Annotated in this window: 13 protein-coding genes and 1 pseudogene; 6 read left to right on the top strand and 8 right to left on the bottom strand. The window is 38.0% G+C overall.

Annotation, left to right across the window (positions count from 1 at the left end; translation table 11 throughout):
* Window positions 1-39: 39 nt before the first annotated feature.
* Window positions 40-384, bottom strand: a pseudogene (locus ACKC4Y_RS05535) (SH3 domain-containing protein); the annotation flags it as partial.
* Between the two features lie 285 nt (window positions 385-669).
* Here ACKC4Y_RS05535 and greA point away from each other — a divergent pair.
* Window positions 670-1143, top strand: coding sequence for a transcription elongation factor GreA (greA, locus tag ACKC4Y_RS05530; protein ID WP_409360818.1), 474 nt, complete (start codon window positions 670-672; stop codon window positions 1141-1143).
* 6 nt (window positions 1144-1149) lie between these two features.
* The gene (locus tag ACKC4Y_RS05525; RefSeq protein WP_409360817.1) at window positions 1150-2208 is read left to right on the top strand and encodes a glycosyltransferase family 4 protein; all 1059 of its coding nucleotides are present in this window, start codon (window positions 1150-1152) and stop codon (window positions 2206-2208) included.
* A gap of 589 nt (window positions 2209-2797) precedes the next feature.
* Here ACKC4Y_RS05525 and ACKC4Y_RS05520 read toward each other — a convergent pair.
* Window positions 2798-4192, bottom strand: coding sequence for a TrkH family potassium uptake protein (locus tag ACKC4Y_RS05520; RefSeq protein WP_409360816.1), 1395 nt, complete (start codon window positions 4190-4192; stop codon window positions 2798-2800).
* Window positions 4193-4499: 307 nt separating this feature from the next.
* On the opposite strand from ACKC4Y_RS05520, the gene trxB reads away from it, so the two are divergent.
* Both trxB and ACKC4Y_RS05510 read left to right on the top strand, forming a co-directional pair.
* Window positions 4500-5453 carry a thioredoxin-disulfide reductase gene (gene trxB / locus ACKC4Y_RS05515; protein ID WP_409360815.1) on the top strand — a complete coding sequence of 318 codons (954 nt, stop codon included), beginning with the start codon at window positions 4500-4502 and terminating at the stop codon, window positions 5451-5453.
* Between the two features lie 35 nt (window positions 5454-5488).
* Window positions 5489-6394: a LysR family transcriptional regulator gene (locus tag ACKC4Y_RS05510; RefSeq protein ID WP_409360814.1), complete on the top strand. Its 906-nt coding sequence runs from the start codon at window positions 5489-5491 to the stop codon at window positions 6392-6394.
* Between the two features lie 786 nt (window positions 6395-7180).
* Here the strand turns inward: ACKC4Y_RS05510 and ACKC4Y_RS05505 are convergent.
* The 4 genes from ACKC4Y_RS05505 to ACKC4Y_RS05490 all read right to left on the bottom strand — a co-directional run bounded on the left by ACKC4Y_RS05505 (window position 7181) and on the right by ACKC4Y_RS05490 (window position 14200).
* The gene (locus ACKC4Y_RS05505) at window positions 7181-8383 is read right to left on the bottom strand and encodes a pyridoxal phosphate-dependent aminotransferase (protein WP_409360813.1); all 1203 of its coding nucleotides are present in this window, start codon (window positions 8381-8383) and stop codon (window positions 7181-7183) included.
* Between the two features lie 322 nt (window positions 8384-8705).
* Complete coding sequence (locus ACKC4Y_RS05500; protein ID WP_409360812.1) at window positions 8706-8915, bottom strand: cold-shock protein; 210 nt, start codon at window positions 8913-8915, stop codon at window positions 8706-8708.
* Window positions 8916-9173: 258 nt separating this feature from the next.
* Window positions 9174-12659: a carbamoyl-phosphate synthase large subunit gene (carB, locus tag ACKC4Y_RS05495; RefSeq protein WP_409360811.1), complete on the bottom strand. Its 3486-nt coding sequence runs from the start codon at window positions 12657-12659 to the stop codon at window positions 9174-9176.
* 701 nt (window positions 12660-13360) lie between these two features.
* The gene (locus tag ACKC4Y_RS05490; RefSeq protein ID WP_409360810.1) at window positions 13361-14200 is read right to left on the bottom strand and encodes a DUF1460 domain-containing protein; all 840 of its coding nucleotides are present in this window, start codon (window positions 14198-14200) and stop codon (window positions 13361-13363) included.
* Between the two features lie 754 nt (window positions 14201-14954).
* Between ACKC4Y_RS05490 and ACKC4Y_RS05485 the strand changes: the two genes are divergently transcribed.
* Window positions 14955-15128, top strand: a complete 174-nt coding sequence (locus tag ACKC4Y_RS05485; RefSeq protein ID WP_409360809.1) for a hypothetical protein — start codon at window positions 14955-14957, stop codon at window positions 15126-15128.
* A gap of 321 nt (window positions 15129-15449) precedes the next feature.
* Window positions 15450-15767: a hypothetical protein gene (locus tag ACKC4Y_RS05480; RefSeq protein ID WP_409360808.1), complete on the top strand. Its 318-nt coding sequence runs from the start codon at window positions 15450-15452 to the stop codon at window positions 15765-15767.
* Window positions 15768-16432: 665 nt separating this feature from the next.
* On the opposite strand, the gene carA is transcribed toward ACKC4Y_RS05480, so the two are convergent.
* Together carA and ubiC are read right to left on the bottom strand one after the other, a co-directional pair.
* Window positions 16433-17629, bottom strand: a complete 1197-nt coding sequence (gene carA / locus ACKC4Y_RS05475) for a glutamine-hydrolyzing carbamoyl-phosphate synthase small subunit (RefSeq protein WP_409360807.1) — start codon at window positions 17627-17629, stop codon at window positions 16433-16435.
* 976 nt (window positions 17630-18605) lie between these two features.
* Window positions 18606-19124, bottom strand: coding sequence for a chorismate lyase (gene ubiC, locus ACKC4Y_RS05470; protein ID WP_409360806.1), 519 nt, complete (start codon window positions 19122-19124; stop codon window positions 18606-18608).
* Window positions 19125-19172 lie beyond the last annotated feature (48 nt).

Below are 19172 nucleotides of genomic sequence, written 5' to 3'. Positions count from 1 at the left end.
TTCACTACAGCCGTTATGGAGAGTGAGATTATACGTATCATGATTTGTTATGGGAAGCATTGCGTATGTATGATAAAGAGCATTGCCATTTTTAAATGAAAGGTAACGAGATGATACCCAACCTGTTTGGGTATTATATCTGATTTGGCACCAGTTTTCTCTACAGATTTGGACAAAGACCAATGTTCCTACTGGAATTAAACCACGAAGCGTATACTGCGTGCTCGGTCCTGCTCTAAAATTAAGATTGCTTATGACAAAAGCATCTGCAGCTTTAGAGACTGTTGTGGCTAAAAAGAGAGAGCCAAACCCAAAAAAAACGACTAAATTTTTCATTTTCCTGCAGAGGTTTCCTTTAGAGATTTCCCTTCTTTCTCTCTTCATAAAAGATCTTTTCTACTAGGTTATGATAAAACAGAAAAAAATACAATTGTTTCTTCTCAAAACTTCTGATGTTAGAAGCTTAGTTGAACATTTTAAGTCTTCAAACATTGGGGTTTTCTGGACAGAATTGGTGCATGCTTTGTTTTCCATTTTATTTTTATATGGAAAATAGGGATGCTGTACTATATAATATACGAAATTGTGTTTTTCGGATTCCAAAAGTGATTTTGGAAGCCGTTTTTTATGTTTTTATTAAACCTTCCGTGTAACAGAAAGGAACGGGTTATGGAAAAAGTTCCGATGACTACAGCTGGTTTTGAAAGTCTTAAAGAAGAGTTGCGTTGGCGCCAACAAGAGGAGCGTCCACGGATTATTGAAGCAATTTCTGAGGCACGTGCGCATGGTGATCTTTCGGAAAATGCCGAATATCACGCTGCTAAAGAGGCACAAAGCCATAATGAGGGGCGTATCAATGAGCTTGAAGACTATATTGCGCGGGCGGAGGTTATTAATGTCTCACGTCTTTCAGGCGACAAAATTAAATTTGGCGCGACGATCAAGCTTTTGGACGAAGATACTGAAGAAAAAAAAGTTTATCAGATCGTTGGTGATCAAGAAGCTGACGTAAAAACTGGTAAAATTTCAATTTCTTCACCTATTGCCCGTGCACTCATTGGTAAGCAAGAGGGTGATGTCATTGAGGTGAATGCACCAGGTGGGGCGCGTAATTACGAAATTATTAAGGTTCAGTACATTTGAATTGTTATGCGTGTGTCTTTGGAAGAAACAGAGATTATTACTCCTCACTTTAAAAAGCGCTTATCAGGAGTAACATCTACGATTATTCAGCTTATTCCGCTGCAGAGAGAACAGGGTATACATATATCCACTTTGGGGTTTGGATTGCCGCGAAATTTCCCAACCTTGACCTTTAAGGACCTTTTCGGACTTTGGAAGAGTCCGAGAGGTAAGCCATTTCGTATTTGGCATGCACGGCGCAATATCGAGATGCTTTGCGGGGTTTTTTTACGCGATGTTTTGCGAATGAAGTTAAAACTCATCTTTACTTCAGCATCTCGACGCAAGCACAAGCCTTTTACCAAATGGTTGCTTCGTCGTATGGATAAGGTTATCGCCACTAGTGTATGTACGGGAACTTATCTAGAGGTGCCTCATCAGGTTATTATGCATGGAGTGGATATTAGGCGTTTTTCACCCCCCAAAATTCCTGATGATTACTTTTCAGCAACTGGGTTGCCAGGGAAATATGCAGTAGGATGTTTTGGGCGCGTGCGCTATTTAAAGGGCACCGATTTGTTTGTGGATGCAATGATAGCACTGCTGCCATGCTATCCAGATTGGACTGCAATTATTGCTGGTCGGACTACAGAACAGCATTATGGTTTTGAAAAGAAATTACGACAGAAGATTACTGAAGCTGGTTTAAACGACCGCATTATTTTTCTTGGTGAGAGGCTTGATATACCTGTGTGGTATCGTCGTCTGTCACTTTATGTGACTCCTTCTCGTTTGGAAGGTTTTGGTTTGACACCATTGGAGGCGATGGCATCACAGACGGCTGTAGTGGCGAGTGATGTAGGGATTTTTAAAGAATTGGTGGTCGAGGGAACAGGAAAGGTTGTTCAAGCAGGAGATGGAGCAGCTTTAACATCAGCAATTGAATCTTATTTTACTGATTTAGAAAAAACAATGGAAGCAGGAAAAAAAGCGTTAAACCATGTTCGTAGACATTTTCCTCTGGAAAAGGAGGCAGAAGCAATAGGAAGAGTTTATAAGGAAATATTTGCGGAAAAAACATTTTAAATATTTCAGGATTTTTTTGGGAAATGAATAGAATTTGACCTTCTTAAAGGTATTCGTAAGTATTTTAGCGCATAGCTTAATAATATAAATTCTATTTTACAATATTTGTCGTTTTTTAAGATAATACAATATTAAACTTTCAAATACTTTAATAAACTGACTGAAATTTTATATTATTCCAGTGCTAAAAATGGCGTATATTATTCAGTAATAAAAAACTTATTCACTAAAAAACACCGCTGTTTTTTAAGTCAGTGGGTATTGATAAAATATATTGAGATCTTGTCTTAATTCTTTTCCTTTTTAATGAAGTGGATCCATAAAGCAGAGTGTTATAAAAACTTGTCTGGTATGAACTTCTCTTGAATTATACTTGATAGTCTTGATGCATTGCATTCATTTTTAAACAGTTTCTGCATTAAAAAGAGCGATATAGGGTCCTATTTAGGGGATAACTTTATATCGCTGATATAATCGCTTGTTTAAAGCTCTTTAAAAGTTTCTCCATTCGTTGAATGAAGATTAAATTTTTAATGTACAGTGTTTGTCTTGTAAATTTCTTATCATTACAAACTTTAAATGCCGTGCATTAGAATTGTTCACGCCAAAAAGCGGGGATAAAAAGTACGAATATGGTTATAATTTCAAGGCGTCCAGCGAGCATCAGAAAACTTAAAAACCATAAGGCATTGTCATTTATGCTAGAGAAATTGCCAGCAGGGCCAATAATGTCTCCAAAACCTGGTCCAATATTTGAAAGGGCAGTTAAGACACCTGTGAAAGCAGTTGTGAAGTCAAGGCCGGTTGTAAGTAAAAGTGCAGTACCGATAATCAGGCAAAACATATAAAGACATACAAAAAATAAAATTGCTTTAGCAACATCGGTAGAGATATTTGAATGATCGTAGCGAGCCTTTACCACTACATTAGGAGAAAGAAGTTGTGCTATATTTGTTTGTGTAATGCGCCAGAGGATAATGAGGCGATTAATTTTCATACCGCCAGAGGTAGAACCAGCACATCCGCCCATAAAAGAAATAATGAAAAAAATTCCAAGCGCAAAAGGACCCCAAAGTTGATAATCTTCAGCACTATAGCCAGTGGTGCTAATGATAGACGAAAGGTGAAAAATTACATCAAGAAAAATCCAGTGGAAGGTGCGGTGATCATGAAAACGCAACCATGCTGCTAAAACAAAGCTAAAGAGGAAAACAATAGTGAGAAAAACGATCACTTGCGAATCAAGAAAGCGTTTGGAGCGGCCAGGAAGCACTAATTTGACATAGAGTATAAAGGGTAAAGCAGAAAGCAACATGAAGATTGTTGCAACAATTAAGATGGCTGGCTTATCAGAAAAATAGCCAAAGGACGTGTCATGAGTTGAAAAACCAGCTGTCGCTACTGTACTCATTGCATGGTTGATGGCATCAAATAAACTCATGCCAGAAGCAAAATAGGAAAGCATACAAGCAAGTGTAAGTCCAACATAAGCTATGATAATTCCATTGGCAATTTGGTTGATGCGAGGCAGTATTTTTTCAGATTTATCTGATGATTCCATATGAAAAAGCTGTACTCCCCCAACACGCAGTGAAGGCAAAAGCAAGAGGGCTAAACCGATAAAACCAATGCCTCCAATCCAGCATATGATAGAACGCCATAACAAAATACTTCGTGATAAATTATCAAGGCCAATGATCACTGTGGAGCCGGTGGTTGTAATTCCAGAAACGGATTCAAAAATTGCTCCTGCTAAAGAAACTGGAAGATGGGAAAGGTAAAGAGGCAAAGCGCCAACAATGCTTCCTGTAAGCCAAAGGCACACAGTAAGCGTAAAGCCAAGCCGCGCCGAAAAACGACAAGTAGCACCCTTGGTGGCCAAAAGAATCAGGGTAGCTAACATAGTGGTTATGGCGCAAGAGTAAAGAAAGTTTCCCCAATCACGGTTATTGTCGTGCAAATCCACAAAAATTGGCAGAAGCATTGCTCCTCCCATGATTAATGCAAAACGTGCACAGACATTGATAATAAATTGAAAAATGGTTGTTCCCTATCTCTGTATCTTTTGTTACGGTTTTATGTTCATGAGCATTTACGTTTTTCTCTTTATAGGATAAAGGTTGGCTCCTATATTAAAGAACGTTTTGATGAATCGGCAATAAAATCTTTTCACCAAACTCAAAAAAAATACATATACATCATAATTTAGGCAGTTGAAAAATCTTTTTTTTAAGAGCACATTACGTTATCATTTATAGAAGAATTCAGTAAGAAAAAAAGAAAGGGATTATATGGTACAATCCCATATTCGTCTGCTTGTTATCGGCTCTGGTCCAGCTGGTTATACGGCAGCGATCTATGCGGCGAGAGCGATGCTTAAACCCGTTTTGGTTACTGGCTTGCAGCAGGGTGGGCAGTTGACGATTACAACTGATATTGAAAATTATCCAGGTTTTGCTGATCCAATTCAAGGACCATGGTTGATGGAACAAATGGCGAAACAAGCTGAAAATATGGGTACAAAAATTGTCTATGATATTATTACAAAAGCTAATTTATCAGAACGCCCTTTTGTCTTATTTGGAGATTCAGGAACGCAATATTGTTGTGATGCACTCATTATTGCAACGGGAGCGCAGGCTCGATGGCTTGGTTTGGAGAGTGAACAAGCGTTTATGGGTGGGGGAGTTTCTGCTTGCGCTACATGTGATGGTTTCTTTTATCGTGGTAAAGATGTTATTGTTGTCGGAGGTGGGAATACAGCTGTAGAAGAAGCTCTTTATTTATCGCATTTGGCTAAAAGTGTAAGCGTGGTTCATCGCCGAGATCATTTTCGGGCAGAAAAAATTTTGCAAGATAGGTTGCTTGCTTGCAAGAACGTACGTATCATTTGGGATCATGTGGTGGAAGAAATTGTTGGTTTGCCAGCTCAAGATTCAATGAGCGCTGTTGTAACAGGTGCACATCTTAAAAATGTTAAAACCGGTCAAAAGATTAAAATAGATGCGGATGGGATATTTATTGCCATTGGGCATGATCCTGCTGTTTCTTTGTTTGAAGGACAATTAAAACAAAAACTAGGGGGGTATTTATGGACAGCGCCGGATTCAACAGCAACGAGCATTGCCGGTGTCTTTGCTGCAGGAGATGTAGCGGATGACACATTCCGACAAGCTGTAACAGCCGCTGGAAGGGGATGCATGGCAGCACTGGAGGCAGAACGGTTCCTAGATCTTCAAGCGTAAACCATCAAAATGGGAAATAAGTTAGAGGCAAAATTGTGACAGCACCATTGGATTGGGATAAGTTAAGGGTTTTTCATGCTGCGGCAGAAGCGGGGTCTTTTACGCATGCAGCACAGAGGCTTCATTTATCTCAATCAGCAATTTCACGACAGGTTTCAGCTTTAGAGCAGGATGTTGGTGTATCTCTTTTTCAGCGTCATGCGCGCGGATTGATCTTAACAGAGCAGGGTGAACTTCTCTATCGCACAGCTCATGATGTGTTGATGAAGCTTGAAAGCGCGCGCTCGCAGCTCAGTGAAAGTCGTGAAAAACCAGCAGGGAATTTGCGTGTCACATCGACCTATGGAATGGGGGCAGGATGGCTTGCAGAGCGTATGCCAGAGTTCTTAAGTCTTTATCCCGATATGCGGGTTCAACTCTTGCTTGATGATGAAGAACTTGATCTGACAATGCGTCATGCAGATTGTGCTGTTCGTTTACATCAACCTCAACAGCCTGATCTTATACAAAGAAAACTTTTTACAATTCATATGCATGTTTATGCTTCGGAAAATTATATTGCAAATTACGGCAAACCAGAAAAAATGTCTGAGCTGGATGCGCACCGTATTATTTCATTTGGTGAACCTGTTCCATCTTATTTGTCTGGTTTAAATTGGTTGGAAAAGGCTGGTAGAAGTGATGGATCTTTGCGCGTTTCAGTCCTACGAATCAATAATATTATTTCAATTAAGAATGCACTTATGCGTGATCTTGGGATTGCTGTGCTTCCGGATTATATTGTAAATAATGATGAGCGCCTTGTGCGTCTTTTTCCTGATATGGTTGATATTCCTTCCTTTGATACTTTTTTTTGTTATCCTTATGCTTTAAAGAATTTGGCAAAGTTGAACGCTTTTCGAGATTATATCTTTTTGAAAGCGCGTCAGTGGGCTTTTTAATGGATGAGGTGTTTTAAGCTATGTGTTTCATGCATAGCAGATACGCTTAAGTCTTTATTGTGCTTCTCCTCATAAAATGACATAGAATGTTATCTCTTGATTATGTTGTCTCCCATTGCATTTTCTTGAGTGTTCCCTTACGAAGGTCTTTCAGATTGATTTTATCTCTGGAGATTTTCCAAATTTGCCGGGCAAATTGTCCGGCTTTTTTTTAGTTATCTGAAGAAATGTTTGAAAATTGAGACGCATTGGAAAATCTTAAGGAAAAAGTTCAAAAGTTTTATGGATGTTCCAAAATTTTTTACACATCACCAAAACGCGATGAGAAAATTTTAGAAATATTGTGATTATAGGTTATAAGAGCCATTACGAAATAAAAAGGCTTAACTGGAAGAACATAATATTTATAAGCGTCATATTTTCTTTAAAATTATAAATTTAATCAAGAAGTAAAAAGGCTTATGAGTATGTAACATAGGATTTTTGTGATCATAATTTAATGCGGTGGTAAAATTCGAAAAGAGTCATTTTTTAAGCATAGAGTTAAAACAGCGAAGGGTACACATTTCAATAAAGACGACAGAGATGTGCTCTATGCCCATATCTTTTCTAAAATGCGTTGTGTCTCACTCGTTTGAAGAGGGTACTTGATTTTTTGATTCTGTTCATGGCATGTTGTTATGCCGTTTTTACAAAATGCATTTATTTACACTATAACCCAGTAACTGAAAATCTCTCAGATGTTCTTCGGCAATAAAACTTTAGCAATAGACGATGTTCTGCTTTTTAAAGCAAACTATTGCAAAAGCGCTGGATACGTAAGCAAGCTTCTTCAAGCAACTTTTCTGATGTCGCATAAGAAATACGAAAAGCTGGGCCAAGTCCAAAAGCAGACCCATGGACAACAGCGACAGATTCTGCCTCCAGAAGCGCTATTACAAAGTCTTCATCATGAGTGATCACTTTACCTTCAGGGGTTTTCTTCCCAATGAGCTCTGCACAGGAAGGATAAACATAGAAGGCACCTTCTGGCGTTGGGCAATGAATACCAGGTGCTTGGTTCAGCATGGAAACAACAAGATCACGGCGTGCCTGGAAAACACTTTTATTTTGAGTAATAAAATCTTGTGGACCATTGAGTGCTTCGACAGCGGCCCATTGTGAAATAGAGCTTGTGCCAGACGTTTGTTGGCCTTGAATAGTATCCATGGCTTTAATTAATTCTTGTGGCCCCCCTGCATAGCCGATTCGCCATCCTGTCATAGCATAGGCCTTAGAAACACCATTCATTGTGAGTGTACGGTTGTAAAGTGTTGGTTCTACCTGAGCTGGAGTGACAAAGGTAAAACCTCCATATGTGAGATGTTCATAGATATCATCGGTGAGAATATACACATGAGGATATTTTACTAAAACGTCTGTTAGTTTTTTTAATTCGTCATGCGTATAAGCAGCACCTGATGGATTTGAAGGAGAGTTAAAAATGAACCACTTGGTTTTTTGAGTGATGGCAGCTTCTAAATCTTCCGGTTGAAGTTTATAAGAAAATTCAGCTTTTGTTTCGACAAAAACAGGTGTGCCACTGTTGAGGGTAACCATTTCCGGATAACTTACCCAATAAGGAGATGGAATGATGACTTCATCCCCTTTATTTAAAGTTGCCATCAATGCATTAAAGAGAATCTGTTTACCACCGGTTCCAACAATAATTTGCTCTGGTTCATAATTGAGATTATTTTCTCTTTTAAATTTTGCAGCAATTGCTTGGCGTAATTCTGGAATGCCAGATATGGGGGTGTATTTTGTTTCTCCGCGTCGAATAGCTTCAATGGCAGCATTTTTTATATTGTCTGGTGTATCAAAATCTGGTTCTCCAGCACTTAAAGCAATGACATTACGACCTAATGTTTTCAAATGACGCGCTTTTTGGGAAACAGCAATTGTTGCAGAAGGTTTGATACAAGAAAGCCTCTCGGCGATAAAAGCCATAATTCCAATTCCTTATAATGATATAAGCAAGTGATGGTTGATTTGAGGGTATTTTATAAGAGATTATATTGTATGCAATAAAAAATTGCGGAGAAAATCTTAGGAAATTTTGTTTTAGACACAGATTTTATTCTGATATTTTTTTAGGTTTTTACAAGGAAGCTGTTTTTTGTGTTTATAAAAAAATTTAAAGAGGAGAGGAAAGCGCATTTCCATAATTGTATAAGCGGATAGTCAATATTTTTATAAAAGTAAATTCTGCTTTTATAAAAAATCCCCACTTTAGGTGAGGATTTAAAAATAATATAGCAGAACTCGAAAATCAAAGGGCAGCAAGGTTGCCAGCAGCAGATTTTCCTGAACGACGATCTTGAAGAACATCGTAAGAAACTTTTTGTCCTTCATTAAGATTGTTCAAACCAGAACGCTCTACGGCGGAAATATGTACAAACACATCTGCACTGCCATCACTAGGCTGAATAAATCCGAAACCTTTTGTTGTGTTAAACCACTTAACTGTTCCTGTAGACATAGGAAACTCCTTAGAATATATATAATTATTTTGTACTGAAGCCAAAAGCCACCAATACGGTTTTAGATCGAAATTAGGTGAGAGAAGTTTTGTCAAACGTGCTGACTGCACAGGAAAGAAAGTCACTTAACCGAAAGTTCGATAAACGCCTTATAACGGTCTTTTGTATAAAAAACAAGTCTTAATTGATATTTTTACACAAAGAAAAGACTGATAAAGAATATAAAGGAGAGATGGTTTGTAGCATAGTACAAACTTTTAAGTGAAATAGCTTTGCAGTGGGCGCACTTCAAGGCACTTCTTTTTAAGTGCTTCCATGGCTTGTACTACGGATTCGGCTCCAGCCATTGTTGTGTAATAAGGGACTTTTTGCATGAGTGCTGCATGGCGTAATGATTTGGAGTCCGAGATGGCACTGGCGGTATTGGTTGTATTAAAAATCAATTGAATTTGCCGATTACGAATAGCATCTTCAATATGGGGATGACCTTCTAACACTTTGTTGATTTTTTCTGCTTTAACGTTATGTTCGGAGAGAAATTTTTGTGTTCCGCTTGTTGCTAAAACAGAAAAACCAAGTTTAGCTAAACGTTTTACGGGATTTAAAATGCGTTTTTTGTCTTCATCTCTTACAGAAACAAACAAGGTTCCCTCTTTGGGAAGCTCAACACCAGCTCCAAGTTGAGCTTTTGCGAAAGCAAGAGCAAATTCATAATCAAGTCCCATGACCTCACCGGTTGAGCGCATTTCCGGACCAAGAAGTGTATCAACACCTGAAAAACGGGCAAAAGGAAAGACGGCTTCCTTAACAGCGATATGTTGTTTTTTTTGTGGAGAAGGTAATCCACCATAAGCTTGAAGAGCACTGTGGAGAGTTTCTCCTGCCATAATACGTGCTGCCATTTTAGCAATGGGACGCCCAATTGTTTTCGCAACGAATGGGACCGTACGCGAAGCACGTGGGTTAACCTCTAAGACATAAATTGTCTCATCTTTAATGGCATATTGTACATTCATAAGTCCACGAACATGAAGTGCTTGTGCCAACGCTTTGGTTTGATGCTCTAATTCAATGACTAATTTATCTGAAAGTGTGTGTACTGGTAAAGAACATGCAGAATCACCAGAGTGGATGCCTGCTTCTTCAATATGTTCCATAATGCCAACGACTAGTGTCTCTTCTCCATCACACAGACAGTCAACATCAACTTCAATTGCTTCTGTGAGATAACTATCAAATAAAAGTGGATTTTTACCAAGCAATGTATTGATCTGTCCTGTTTTGTCGTTTGGATAGCGGGCTTTGATCTCTTCTGGTACTAATTCTGGAACACTCTCAAGCAAATAATTTTGCAAGCTACGCTCATCACGGATAATTTGCATAGCACGTCCTCCTAAAACATAAGAAGGGCGTACAACCAATGGGAAGCCCAATTCATGGGCAATGAGACGTGCTTGCTCAACTGAATGGGCAATGCCGTTTTGAGGTTGTGTTAAGTTCAGTTTGAACAACAGTTTTTGAAAACGGTCTCTATCTTCTGCTAAATCAATGGCGTCAGGTGAGGTCCCTAAGATAGGGATTTTATGTTTTTCTAATGCGCTTGCTAATTTTAGTGGTGTTTGTCCACCAAATTGGACAATGACTCCTACCAATTCGCCTTTTTGCTGTTCTGTTTCCAAAATAGCGAGAACATCTTCTGTTGTTAAAGATTCAAAATAAAGACGATCAGATGTATCATAGTCGGTTGAAACTGTTTCAGGATTGCAGTTAATCATGATAGCTTCAAAGCCTGCATCGCGCAGTGCAAAAGCTGCATGGCAGCAACAATAATCGAATTCAATACCTTGTCCAATGCGGTTTGGTCCGCCACCTAAAATAGCAATTTTTTTGCGTTCAGAAACTTGTGCTTCTGAGTGTTCTATACCCGCAAAGGGGGCTTCGTAGGTTGAATACATATAAGCTGTAGGTGATGAAAATTCGGCTGCACAAGTGTCAATACGTTTGAAAACATGCTTGACATTGAGCGATTTGCGCAAAGCGGCAATGTCATCGGGCTCTTGTCCAGTAAGAGTGGCTAATCGCGCATCCGAAAAACCCATAGCTTTCAACATGCGTAGATTCTCTGTATCTTGAGGTAATCCATGGGTGCGGATGCGCTGTTCCATCTCAATGATAGCAGCTATTTGTTCCAAAAACCATGGATCAATTTTGCTTATTTGGTGAATTTCTTTTAAGGGCAAACCTGTACGCATTGCTTGAGCTATGTAACGCAAACGATCAGGGCTTGGGATTGCAATGGCAGAGCGTATAGAATTTTTCTCATCACCTTCAGCATGTTCAGGAATCAAAATTTCATCAAGACCAGTAAGACCTGTTTCAAGTCCACGGAGCGCTTTTTGCAGAGATTCTTGGAAAGTACGACCGATTGCCATAACCTCTCCTACAGATTTCATCGCGGTTGTTAAGACAGGTGATGAGCCGGGAAATTTTTCGAAGGCAAAACGAGGAATTTTTGTGACAATATAGTCAATAGAAGGCTCAAATGATGCTGGTGTTGCACCACCGGTAATATCGTTTTTTAACTCATCAAGTGTATAGCCAACTGCCAATTTAGCGGCAATCTTAGCAATTGGGAAACCTGTTGCTTTTGAGGCAAGCGCTGAAGAACGGGAAACGCGCGGATTCATTTCAATAACAATGAGGCGGCCATTTTCAGGATTGACGGCAAACTGTACATTAGAGCCGCCAGTTTCAACGCCAATTTCACGCAGCACAGCAATTGAAGCGTTACGCATACGTTGATATTCTTTGTCAGTTAAGGTGAGGGCAGGGGCTACGGTGATAGAATCGCCTGTATGGATCCCCATAGGATCAATATTTTCAATGGAACAAACGATGATACAGTTGTCATTTTTATCGCGGATAACTTCCATTTCATATTCTTTCCATCCCAAAACACTTTCTTCAATCAAAACTTCTGTGGTGGGTGATGCTTCAAGTCCGCGTTCAATAATTTCATAGAATTCAGAACGATTATAAGCGATTCCACCACCTGTACCACCAAGCGTGAATGAAGGACGGATAATGGCTGGAAGTCCAACAATATCAAGAGCTTGTACTGCCTTTGCAGTAGCATGTGCAATATAATGTTGTTTACGGTCTGCTTCTGTATGACGCCAATCTTGTTCAAGTTTTTCCAGTGCTTTTTCCAGTGCATCACCGGAAAGTTTCGCTTTAAGTTCATCGCGTGCTTTTGCGTGTAGTCGGCGATTTTCTTCTTTTAGTTCAGTTGCATTGGCTAGCATAGAACGCGGTGTTTCCAAACCAATTTTTGCCATTGCTTGGCGAAACAAAGCACGATCTTCAGCTTTATCAATAGCATCGGCATTTGCACCGATCATTTCCACATGATAGCGATCTAAAATTCCCATACGCTTTAATGATAAAGCGGTATTGAGTGCTGTTTGTCCTCCCATGGTTGGTAAGAGGGCGTCAGGGCGCTCATGGGCAATAATTTGAGCAACTATGTCAGGAGTGATGGGTTCAATATATGTAGCATCAGCTAAATCTGGATCTGTCATAATAGTGGCAGGATTGGAATTAACCAGAATAATTCGGTAGCCTTCTTCTTTTAATGCTTTACAGGCCTGTGTGCCTGAATAGTCAAATTCACATGCCTGACCAATAATAATCGGCCCTGCTCCAATGATAAGAATAGATTTTATATCTGTACGTTTTGGCATGTTTTTTTCCTATAGCAAACATCTGTGCGCAATTGCGGTAGGCAGAATATTTAAATTTTAAGGACAAAATCGTTTTATAAGTTAAGTGATAAAGAAAGTAAGCACTAAAATGCCTTTTCCATGCTTTTTTTCATAGAATTGAAGATAAAAAGCTTCTTTTGTGCTGATTAACTTTATATGGGTGCGAGAGTGTAACCTTTGCTAAAGACAACAATATTGACGAGGAAAAGTCAAGATATTCAAGATTATCATGGGTGATGGAGCATAACAGTTATTTAAGAGCAGAGAGAATTTTGTAGAGTGAAATCGAATTTTTATATGCGGTGGTGAATACAATTTGCCTGTTTTTATTGCACTATTTGTTATGGCAATTTTGGGGGTTATGATCTTTTCCACTTTTCCTTTCGTGATGATACTTAATTTCTATGTGCTGTCATTCTAACTTTAATCAAAGTCATAGATAGGATTTTTTGTTTCATGATCATCATTTAAGAATGTCAAAAAAGAATTATTGATATTAAGTTTTCTGTTTTATCAATATAACAAGCGAGACTAAGATTATCTGATGCTGCGACTAAAAATGTAAAATATATTGTAGCTGTATAGACTACACGAACTGGGATATTTATCTTGATAATTTGAGTGCTTATTTGAATATAATTATATTTATAATATAGGGGACATTTCTGCCCCCATATACATTATTTTAGGGCTCTTAAAACGATAATTCCTGGTGTTTTCGTTACATAATCCATAAAAGGGGAATCCACCACTTTTTCATTTTCTTTTCGTGAGGATGCATTTCGTAACATGGGACCATTATCTGTCATGATAAAGAAACCCACATGGGTTACATCCAATCCAGGAAGTTTGGTGTAAATACCAATGAAATCACCGGATTGTAAACGAGTTATAACTTCTTCATTAATAACACTACTTGGAATATAAGTTATATTGCGTTTAACAATTGGTAGTCCAGAAAGGTAGTTTCCTCCATCAGCTTTTTGATTGAGATATTTTTCAGTGTTCACTGCATTGGGACTGATTTGTGCGGTGATGTCATCGGCAAGTTTATATTCTCTATAAGCCCAGTCGGTAAAAAAATGTTTTCGATTTAAAAAGCTAATATTACCATCAACATAACGCGTTCGGATGACATTATTTATGAATTCTGTTTGCGATGTTGATTTTCGTAATGCTTCAACGTAGTCCAGATAAGTGAAGCAATCTAAGCCTCTAAAATCGATTATAAGCTTTTCTGGTGTAGTTTCTGAGCCCTGTAACATATTTGCTTGGTAAGGTGTCCCTAAAAAAGCTTCAGACAGTAATTCAATCATTTTTTCTGTCTTATGATCACTCATTTTTGAGCGTTCTTTAAGAATAGTGTTCAATTTATCTAAAGTGTATGGATCTAAGTTTACTTTTGCTGTTTGCTGTGTCTCAGTTTGATTTTCTGAAGTGTCCTTGCTTGCATCAGAATTTTGGAAATCACATCCTGTAATCAAAGCTGAAATTAAAATTATTTGAAATATTTTTCGCATTTTTTCACCATTTTTGAATTGATAATGATTGGTATTTTCTGAAGCTCATTAGATTGTCGTTGAAACGATTTTAGCATATAATAAATATAGTATAAATAGTTATAGTTAGGATCGTGTTTTAATTTATACAGATTGTTTACAATATAAATTATTGTTCTTATCAAAACAATAAGAAATTATATTATTTGTAATACACTTATAATTTGGCAAGATCAATTTGGTAAAAATTAAATAATAAATTTATTATTATTTTTTTACTCTGTAAACTATAACTTTTATGTTCTTATAGTATATTTAATAATAAGATTTTTTAGCGAATAGCGATGGTAGTAGATTGTTACACTGAAATTTAATTTCATTTAATTCCTTAAAATTACTTCTTGAAAAATGATAATGCTTACAAAAGTGTATGGTATGTTCGTATATTTTGTAAAATGAGAATTCTTGGTAATTTTCTGTTTTTTTCTAACATTTTTACTTTCTCTATAGTTTGGATAAGAACAAGTTATCCTATGTAGCGGTTCTTAACAGCAGGTAGGGGTTAGAAGATAGTAGAGAAAGTAATGTCTATAGGCATACTATGAACGATCAAAACTTTATCCAAAATTTATCCATCATAGGCTTATTTTAGTTTCTATTACCTTGTTTATTGGATATTATTGGTACGCAATCATTTGTTCTATTTTGCCCGAATATTTCGCTCAATTGACAGAAAAAGATCTTTGTAAGCTTCCGTGGGAGGAGAAGAATATTCGTGGCTTATTCAACGATGCAATTTTTGTTTGCTCCAGTTATTGGCAACCTTTCCGATCGTTATGTTTGCCGTCCTATTTTGTTTATCTCTCTTATCAATTTTGCTCTTGATAATCTTATATGTACTATAGTGTGGAGCTGTTCTATGTTGTTTATTGGACGTCTTTTATCGTGAGTGAGTAGCGCTAGTTTTGCAATCTGTACCGCTTATCTGGCTGATGTATCCGATATAAGATTAATAATTCATCGTTTTGCAACTTGAAGGAGGGGTCAGAATACTTGAGGATTCTCTCATTTCAAATTTATTTGTGTTGAATCAAACAAAACTATTCCCTTGTCCGTTGCAAGTGGGGCTGATGTGTGGATAAAAACTGTAGAAGAAGGAGATAAAGTGTCTCTAATGATTTGGTCCAGTGCAAGGGTTTTAGCAACATGGGGTGTTGGTAAATAGTATGATGGTGCTTTTTTGCTTCTTCATAAATGTATAAATATAACGATGGTGGTGCACAATGGAATTTACCATTATACTATTCATGGACGTCGTCGTGAGATGGGGATTAGGAGTATTGAGATAAAAGGACGCGTATGCGCAATTTGGTTCATTTGTTCCATTTTTTTGTTACCTATTTTTCGCTCATTAATTTATGTGTGTGTGGATTATTCTTCCAGAAATTCTTCCTGTGTGGAAGCGGTGCATATTTATATTAAGTCTGCAGATCCTTTAGGTGCTCTTTTGCAACTCAAACAATATTCAACAGCTCTTCTTGGTATTGTTAGTTTTTTCTTTATTGGCTTGCAGAATCTTTATGGCTAAGTATTTTGGCACTTGTTGCTACAGAACGCTATAATTGGAGCACCTTATCTATCGGAGTTTCTTATAGTGTTTTTGGTATAGGCAGATTATTGTGGTAGTACTCGTTCTACCTTCTTTTCTAAGAGATGAAGCAATTGGCACATTGCGATGGTGGGGCTTCTGTTTGCGTCAGCTGTTATGTTTGGCTACACGTTTGTAACGAAAGGGTGGATGGTTTTTATGCGCGTTTTTGCATGTACAATGTTTGAAGTTTTGTTCATGTACCTGTAGGCGCTGTTGCTTCAGTACAGGTGCCCGAAAATGCCCAAGAAGGGCTGTCGAGAGTAGATGGTATCCGTTATTTTATTTAAGCTCGATATGGGGTCTATTTTTATGTATTTCTCTCTGAACGATTTACTCACGAAAGCGCGGTGTTTTATTTTTCTGGTGCTCCTTTTGTGGGGCTTCTGTTGCTTGTTATTACAACGATAGTTTTTGCTTTATGGGTACGTTATTTTTTTGAAATTCTGATTAATAAGAATATTCTGCTAAGATAATTCAAAAGGCAAACAAGGCTTGTTAATTCTATAAATGAACTGAGCTGCTCTTTTACTAAAATAACATGTTTGTGTATAGCAAAAGAGTACAGTTTGGGAGAGTTAACCAAAAAGATAAAGCACTTTAGATTAAGCTGTTTTTTTATAATCCATAATGAGATCAAAAAAATGCTGAAACAGATAGTGACTGTCTTGTGGTCCAGGGGAAGCTTCTGGGTGGTATTGAACAGAAAAAACCGGTTTTCCAATGATTCGAATGCCGCAATTTGAGTTGTCAAAGAGGGAAATATGAGTCTCTTCAACATGTTTTGGTAAAGATGTCTTATCTACAGTAAAGCCGTGATTCATAGATACAATTTCAACCTTTCCGGTCGTAAAATCTTTAACAGGATGATTAGCACCATGGTGTCCTTGATGCATTTTTATGGTTTTTGCTCCAACAGCAAGAGCCAGAAGTTGGTGCCCGAGACAGATGCCAAAAAGCGGTATACCACTGTCAATGAGTGCCTTAATGGTTGAGACAGCATAATCGGCTGTGGCAGCTGGATCGCCCGGTCCATTGGAAAGAAAAACACCATCAGGATTCAGTGCCAGAATTTCTTCTACTTTTGTGTTTGCTGGCACAATTGTTATGCGTGCGCCGTGTGCAGCCATGAGACGGAGAATATTGCGCTTTATGCCATAATCAATTGCAACAATGTGAAAATTGTACGTGTCATTTGCACTATACCCTTCATCCCACATCCATGGCTTTTCATTCCATTCCATTAATTGCCTTGATGTCACTTCTTTTGCGAGATCAAGATTGATAAGACCAGTCCATTTTTGTGTACGTTTTTTTAGAGCATCGATATCAAAATCTCCATTTGGATCATGGGCGATGATGCCATTGAGTGCACCTTTTTCACGAATAAGAACGGTTAATGCTCGTGTATCAATACCACAAAGTGCAATGATTTTACGGGTTTTGAGCCATTGATTAAGATTTTCATTTGCTCGATAGTTAGAAGGATGGGTAATGTCTGCTTTGAAAATAGCACCAACTGCTCCATAACAATTAAGGGGTGTGAGATCTTCAATATCTTCACTATTTGTACCTACATTGCCGATATGAGGAAAAGTGAAATTAACGATTTGTTTTTCATATGACGGATCTGTGAGGATTTCTTCATAGCCTGTTATGGCGGTGTTAAAACATATTTCAGCTTCAGCAACACCTGTAGCACCTGCTCCTTTGCCTTCAATGACTGTTCCATCGGCCAATATTAAGAGGGCTGTAGGTTTGCTTACACTCCAAGGATTTGGAGAGGAAATAGTTTGTGTCATAGTGTGTGCTCACAATTTATTCTCTGAAAGGTATAATGATTAACGTTAGACAAAAAACACCACCCTCTCACACGCTCTGGGTACGCATTGTTATTGTAATATTTTGCTTAAGGTGGTAAGTATAGGTATATTCCGTGAAGAGGTAAAGCCCTGTTTTTGAATTTTCTAAGTCCTCGATATTAATTATTTTTGATTATGCGTTGTAAGACATATAAGGCTTGCTTAGAAGCTGTTTTTTCTAGAACAAAACGGGTGAGTTTTTGTTGCATGCTAGATTGATAGGGCAATTCGAAATTTCTTTGAAGGTATAAGATAGGAGTTGTCTTTAAAAAGGATATGCAGAAAATACATTATGGGGTGCTTTTTCTTCATTATTAGTAAAGGTAAAATGTCTTACGATTTATCTAAAGCCCTTTCACATAATGGTTTATGAAACTCTCTTTGATCGCAACAGGGGATTGGGAAAAGATTTAGACTCTTAAAATTCGTTTGTAATAATACAAAACAAAGAGATAAAGCATTTAATTAGCGCTGCATAGAGGGTTTGTGATCTTTTTCATTTTGATGAAGGTAAGTAAAATCACTGATTATCAAATAGTCTCTTTTAGCTAAAATGGTTGAATAGCCTTAAAAGTGAGCGTGTTATAAAGAATCTTGTTGCTTGAAATTGGTAGAGAAAGAACAGGAGGAAAATAACAGTTTTGGGGACACTCCTTTTGAACTTTTTAAGATTGGTAATAATCCTATTAAAAATTACAGAAAATTTTGCCGAGCTGCAAAGGGGAACCGAAAATATTCTTATTGTTAGCTGCTTTTTTGCGTGCAGATAACGTGAGGATATGTTGATAAGCAACATTCATTGCAGAGGAATGCTTTTAGGTGAGAAATTTAGAAGTTTTTTCTGTTGATAGGTAAACCAAGACATCTGCTCTTAATATCACATTATGCTTTTCTTTGAGGTATTTACGTCCTTTATTTATATGGAATTTGTTGTGTACAGCGGTGAAGCTGCTAAAAACAATTCAGTTAACAACAATGGTTTTCCTGCTAGACGCAAACGGGAGCGGCGTGCCCACAGCGCATCTTGCCGGCCAATATGAATGTAATCGCGGGTTAGTTTGTTACTGCTGAATAGATAGTGCCCCAGTGGTACAGTTCCTAAGTTTATTATTGCTTGATTATGATCAAATAGGGTTTCTTGCGGAATTACAGTGCGTCCAAGGAGCCAAGGCTGATTATCTCCCATCAATATGATTTCGCGTAGCCAGTAACGTGAGCTATCGGGCAGATGCTCAGCTTCTTCTTTCAGTTTATCACGCGTAATGAAGCGTTCACGTTGTGGTTCGATGTGTACGCAGGCGCAGTGATTTTCAAGTCGACGCGTCATGGACCCCAACTCCATTAGCCAATCATTTATTCTAGCTGGTACTGGAGGATCTTTATCAGAGAGCCACTTCAGAGGTGGCAAGATGGAATCCTGAGGATCAGGCATCATTTCACTCTCTATCTAAAACTGTATTTTATGGGCTGTGTATTGGATGAT

It is taken from the genome of Bartonella heixiaziensis (assembly GCF_046245125.2).
GTDB lineage: Bacteria > Pseudomonadota > Alphaproteobacteria > Rhizobiales > Rhizobiaceae > Bartonella > Bartonella heixiaziensis.
This window is presented reverse-complemented; position numbering and strand designations above follow the sequence as displayed.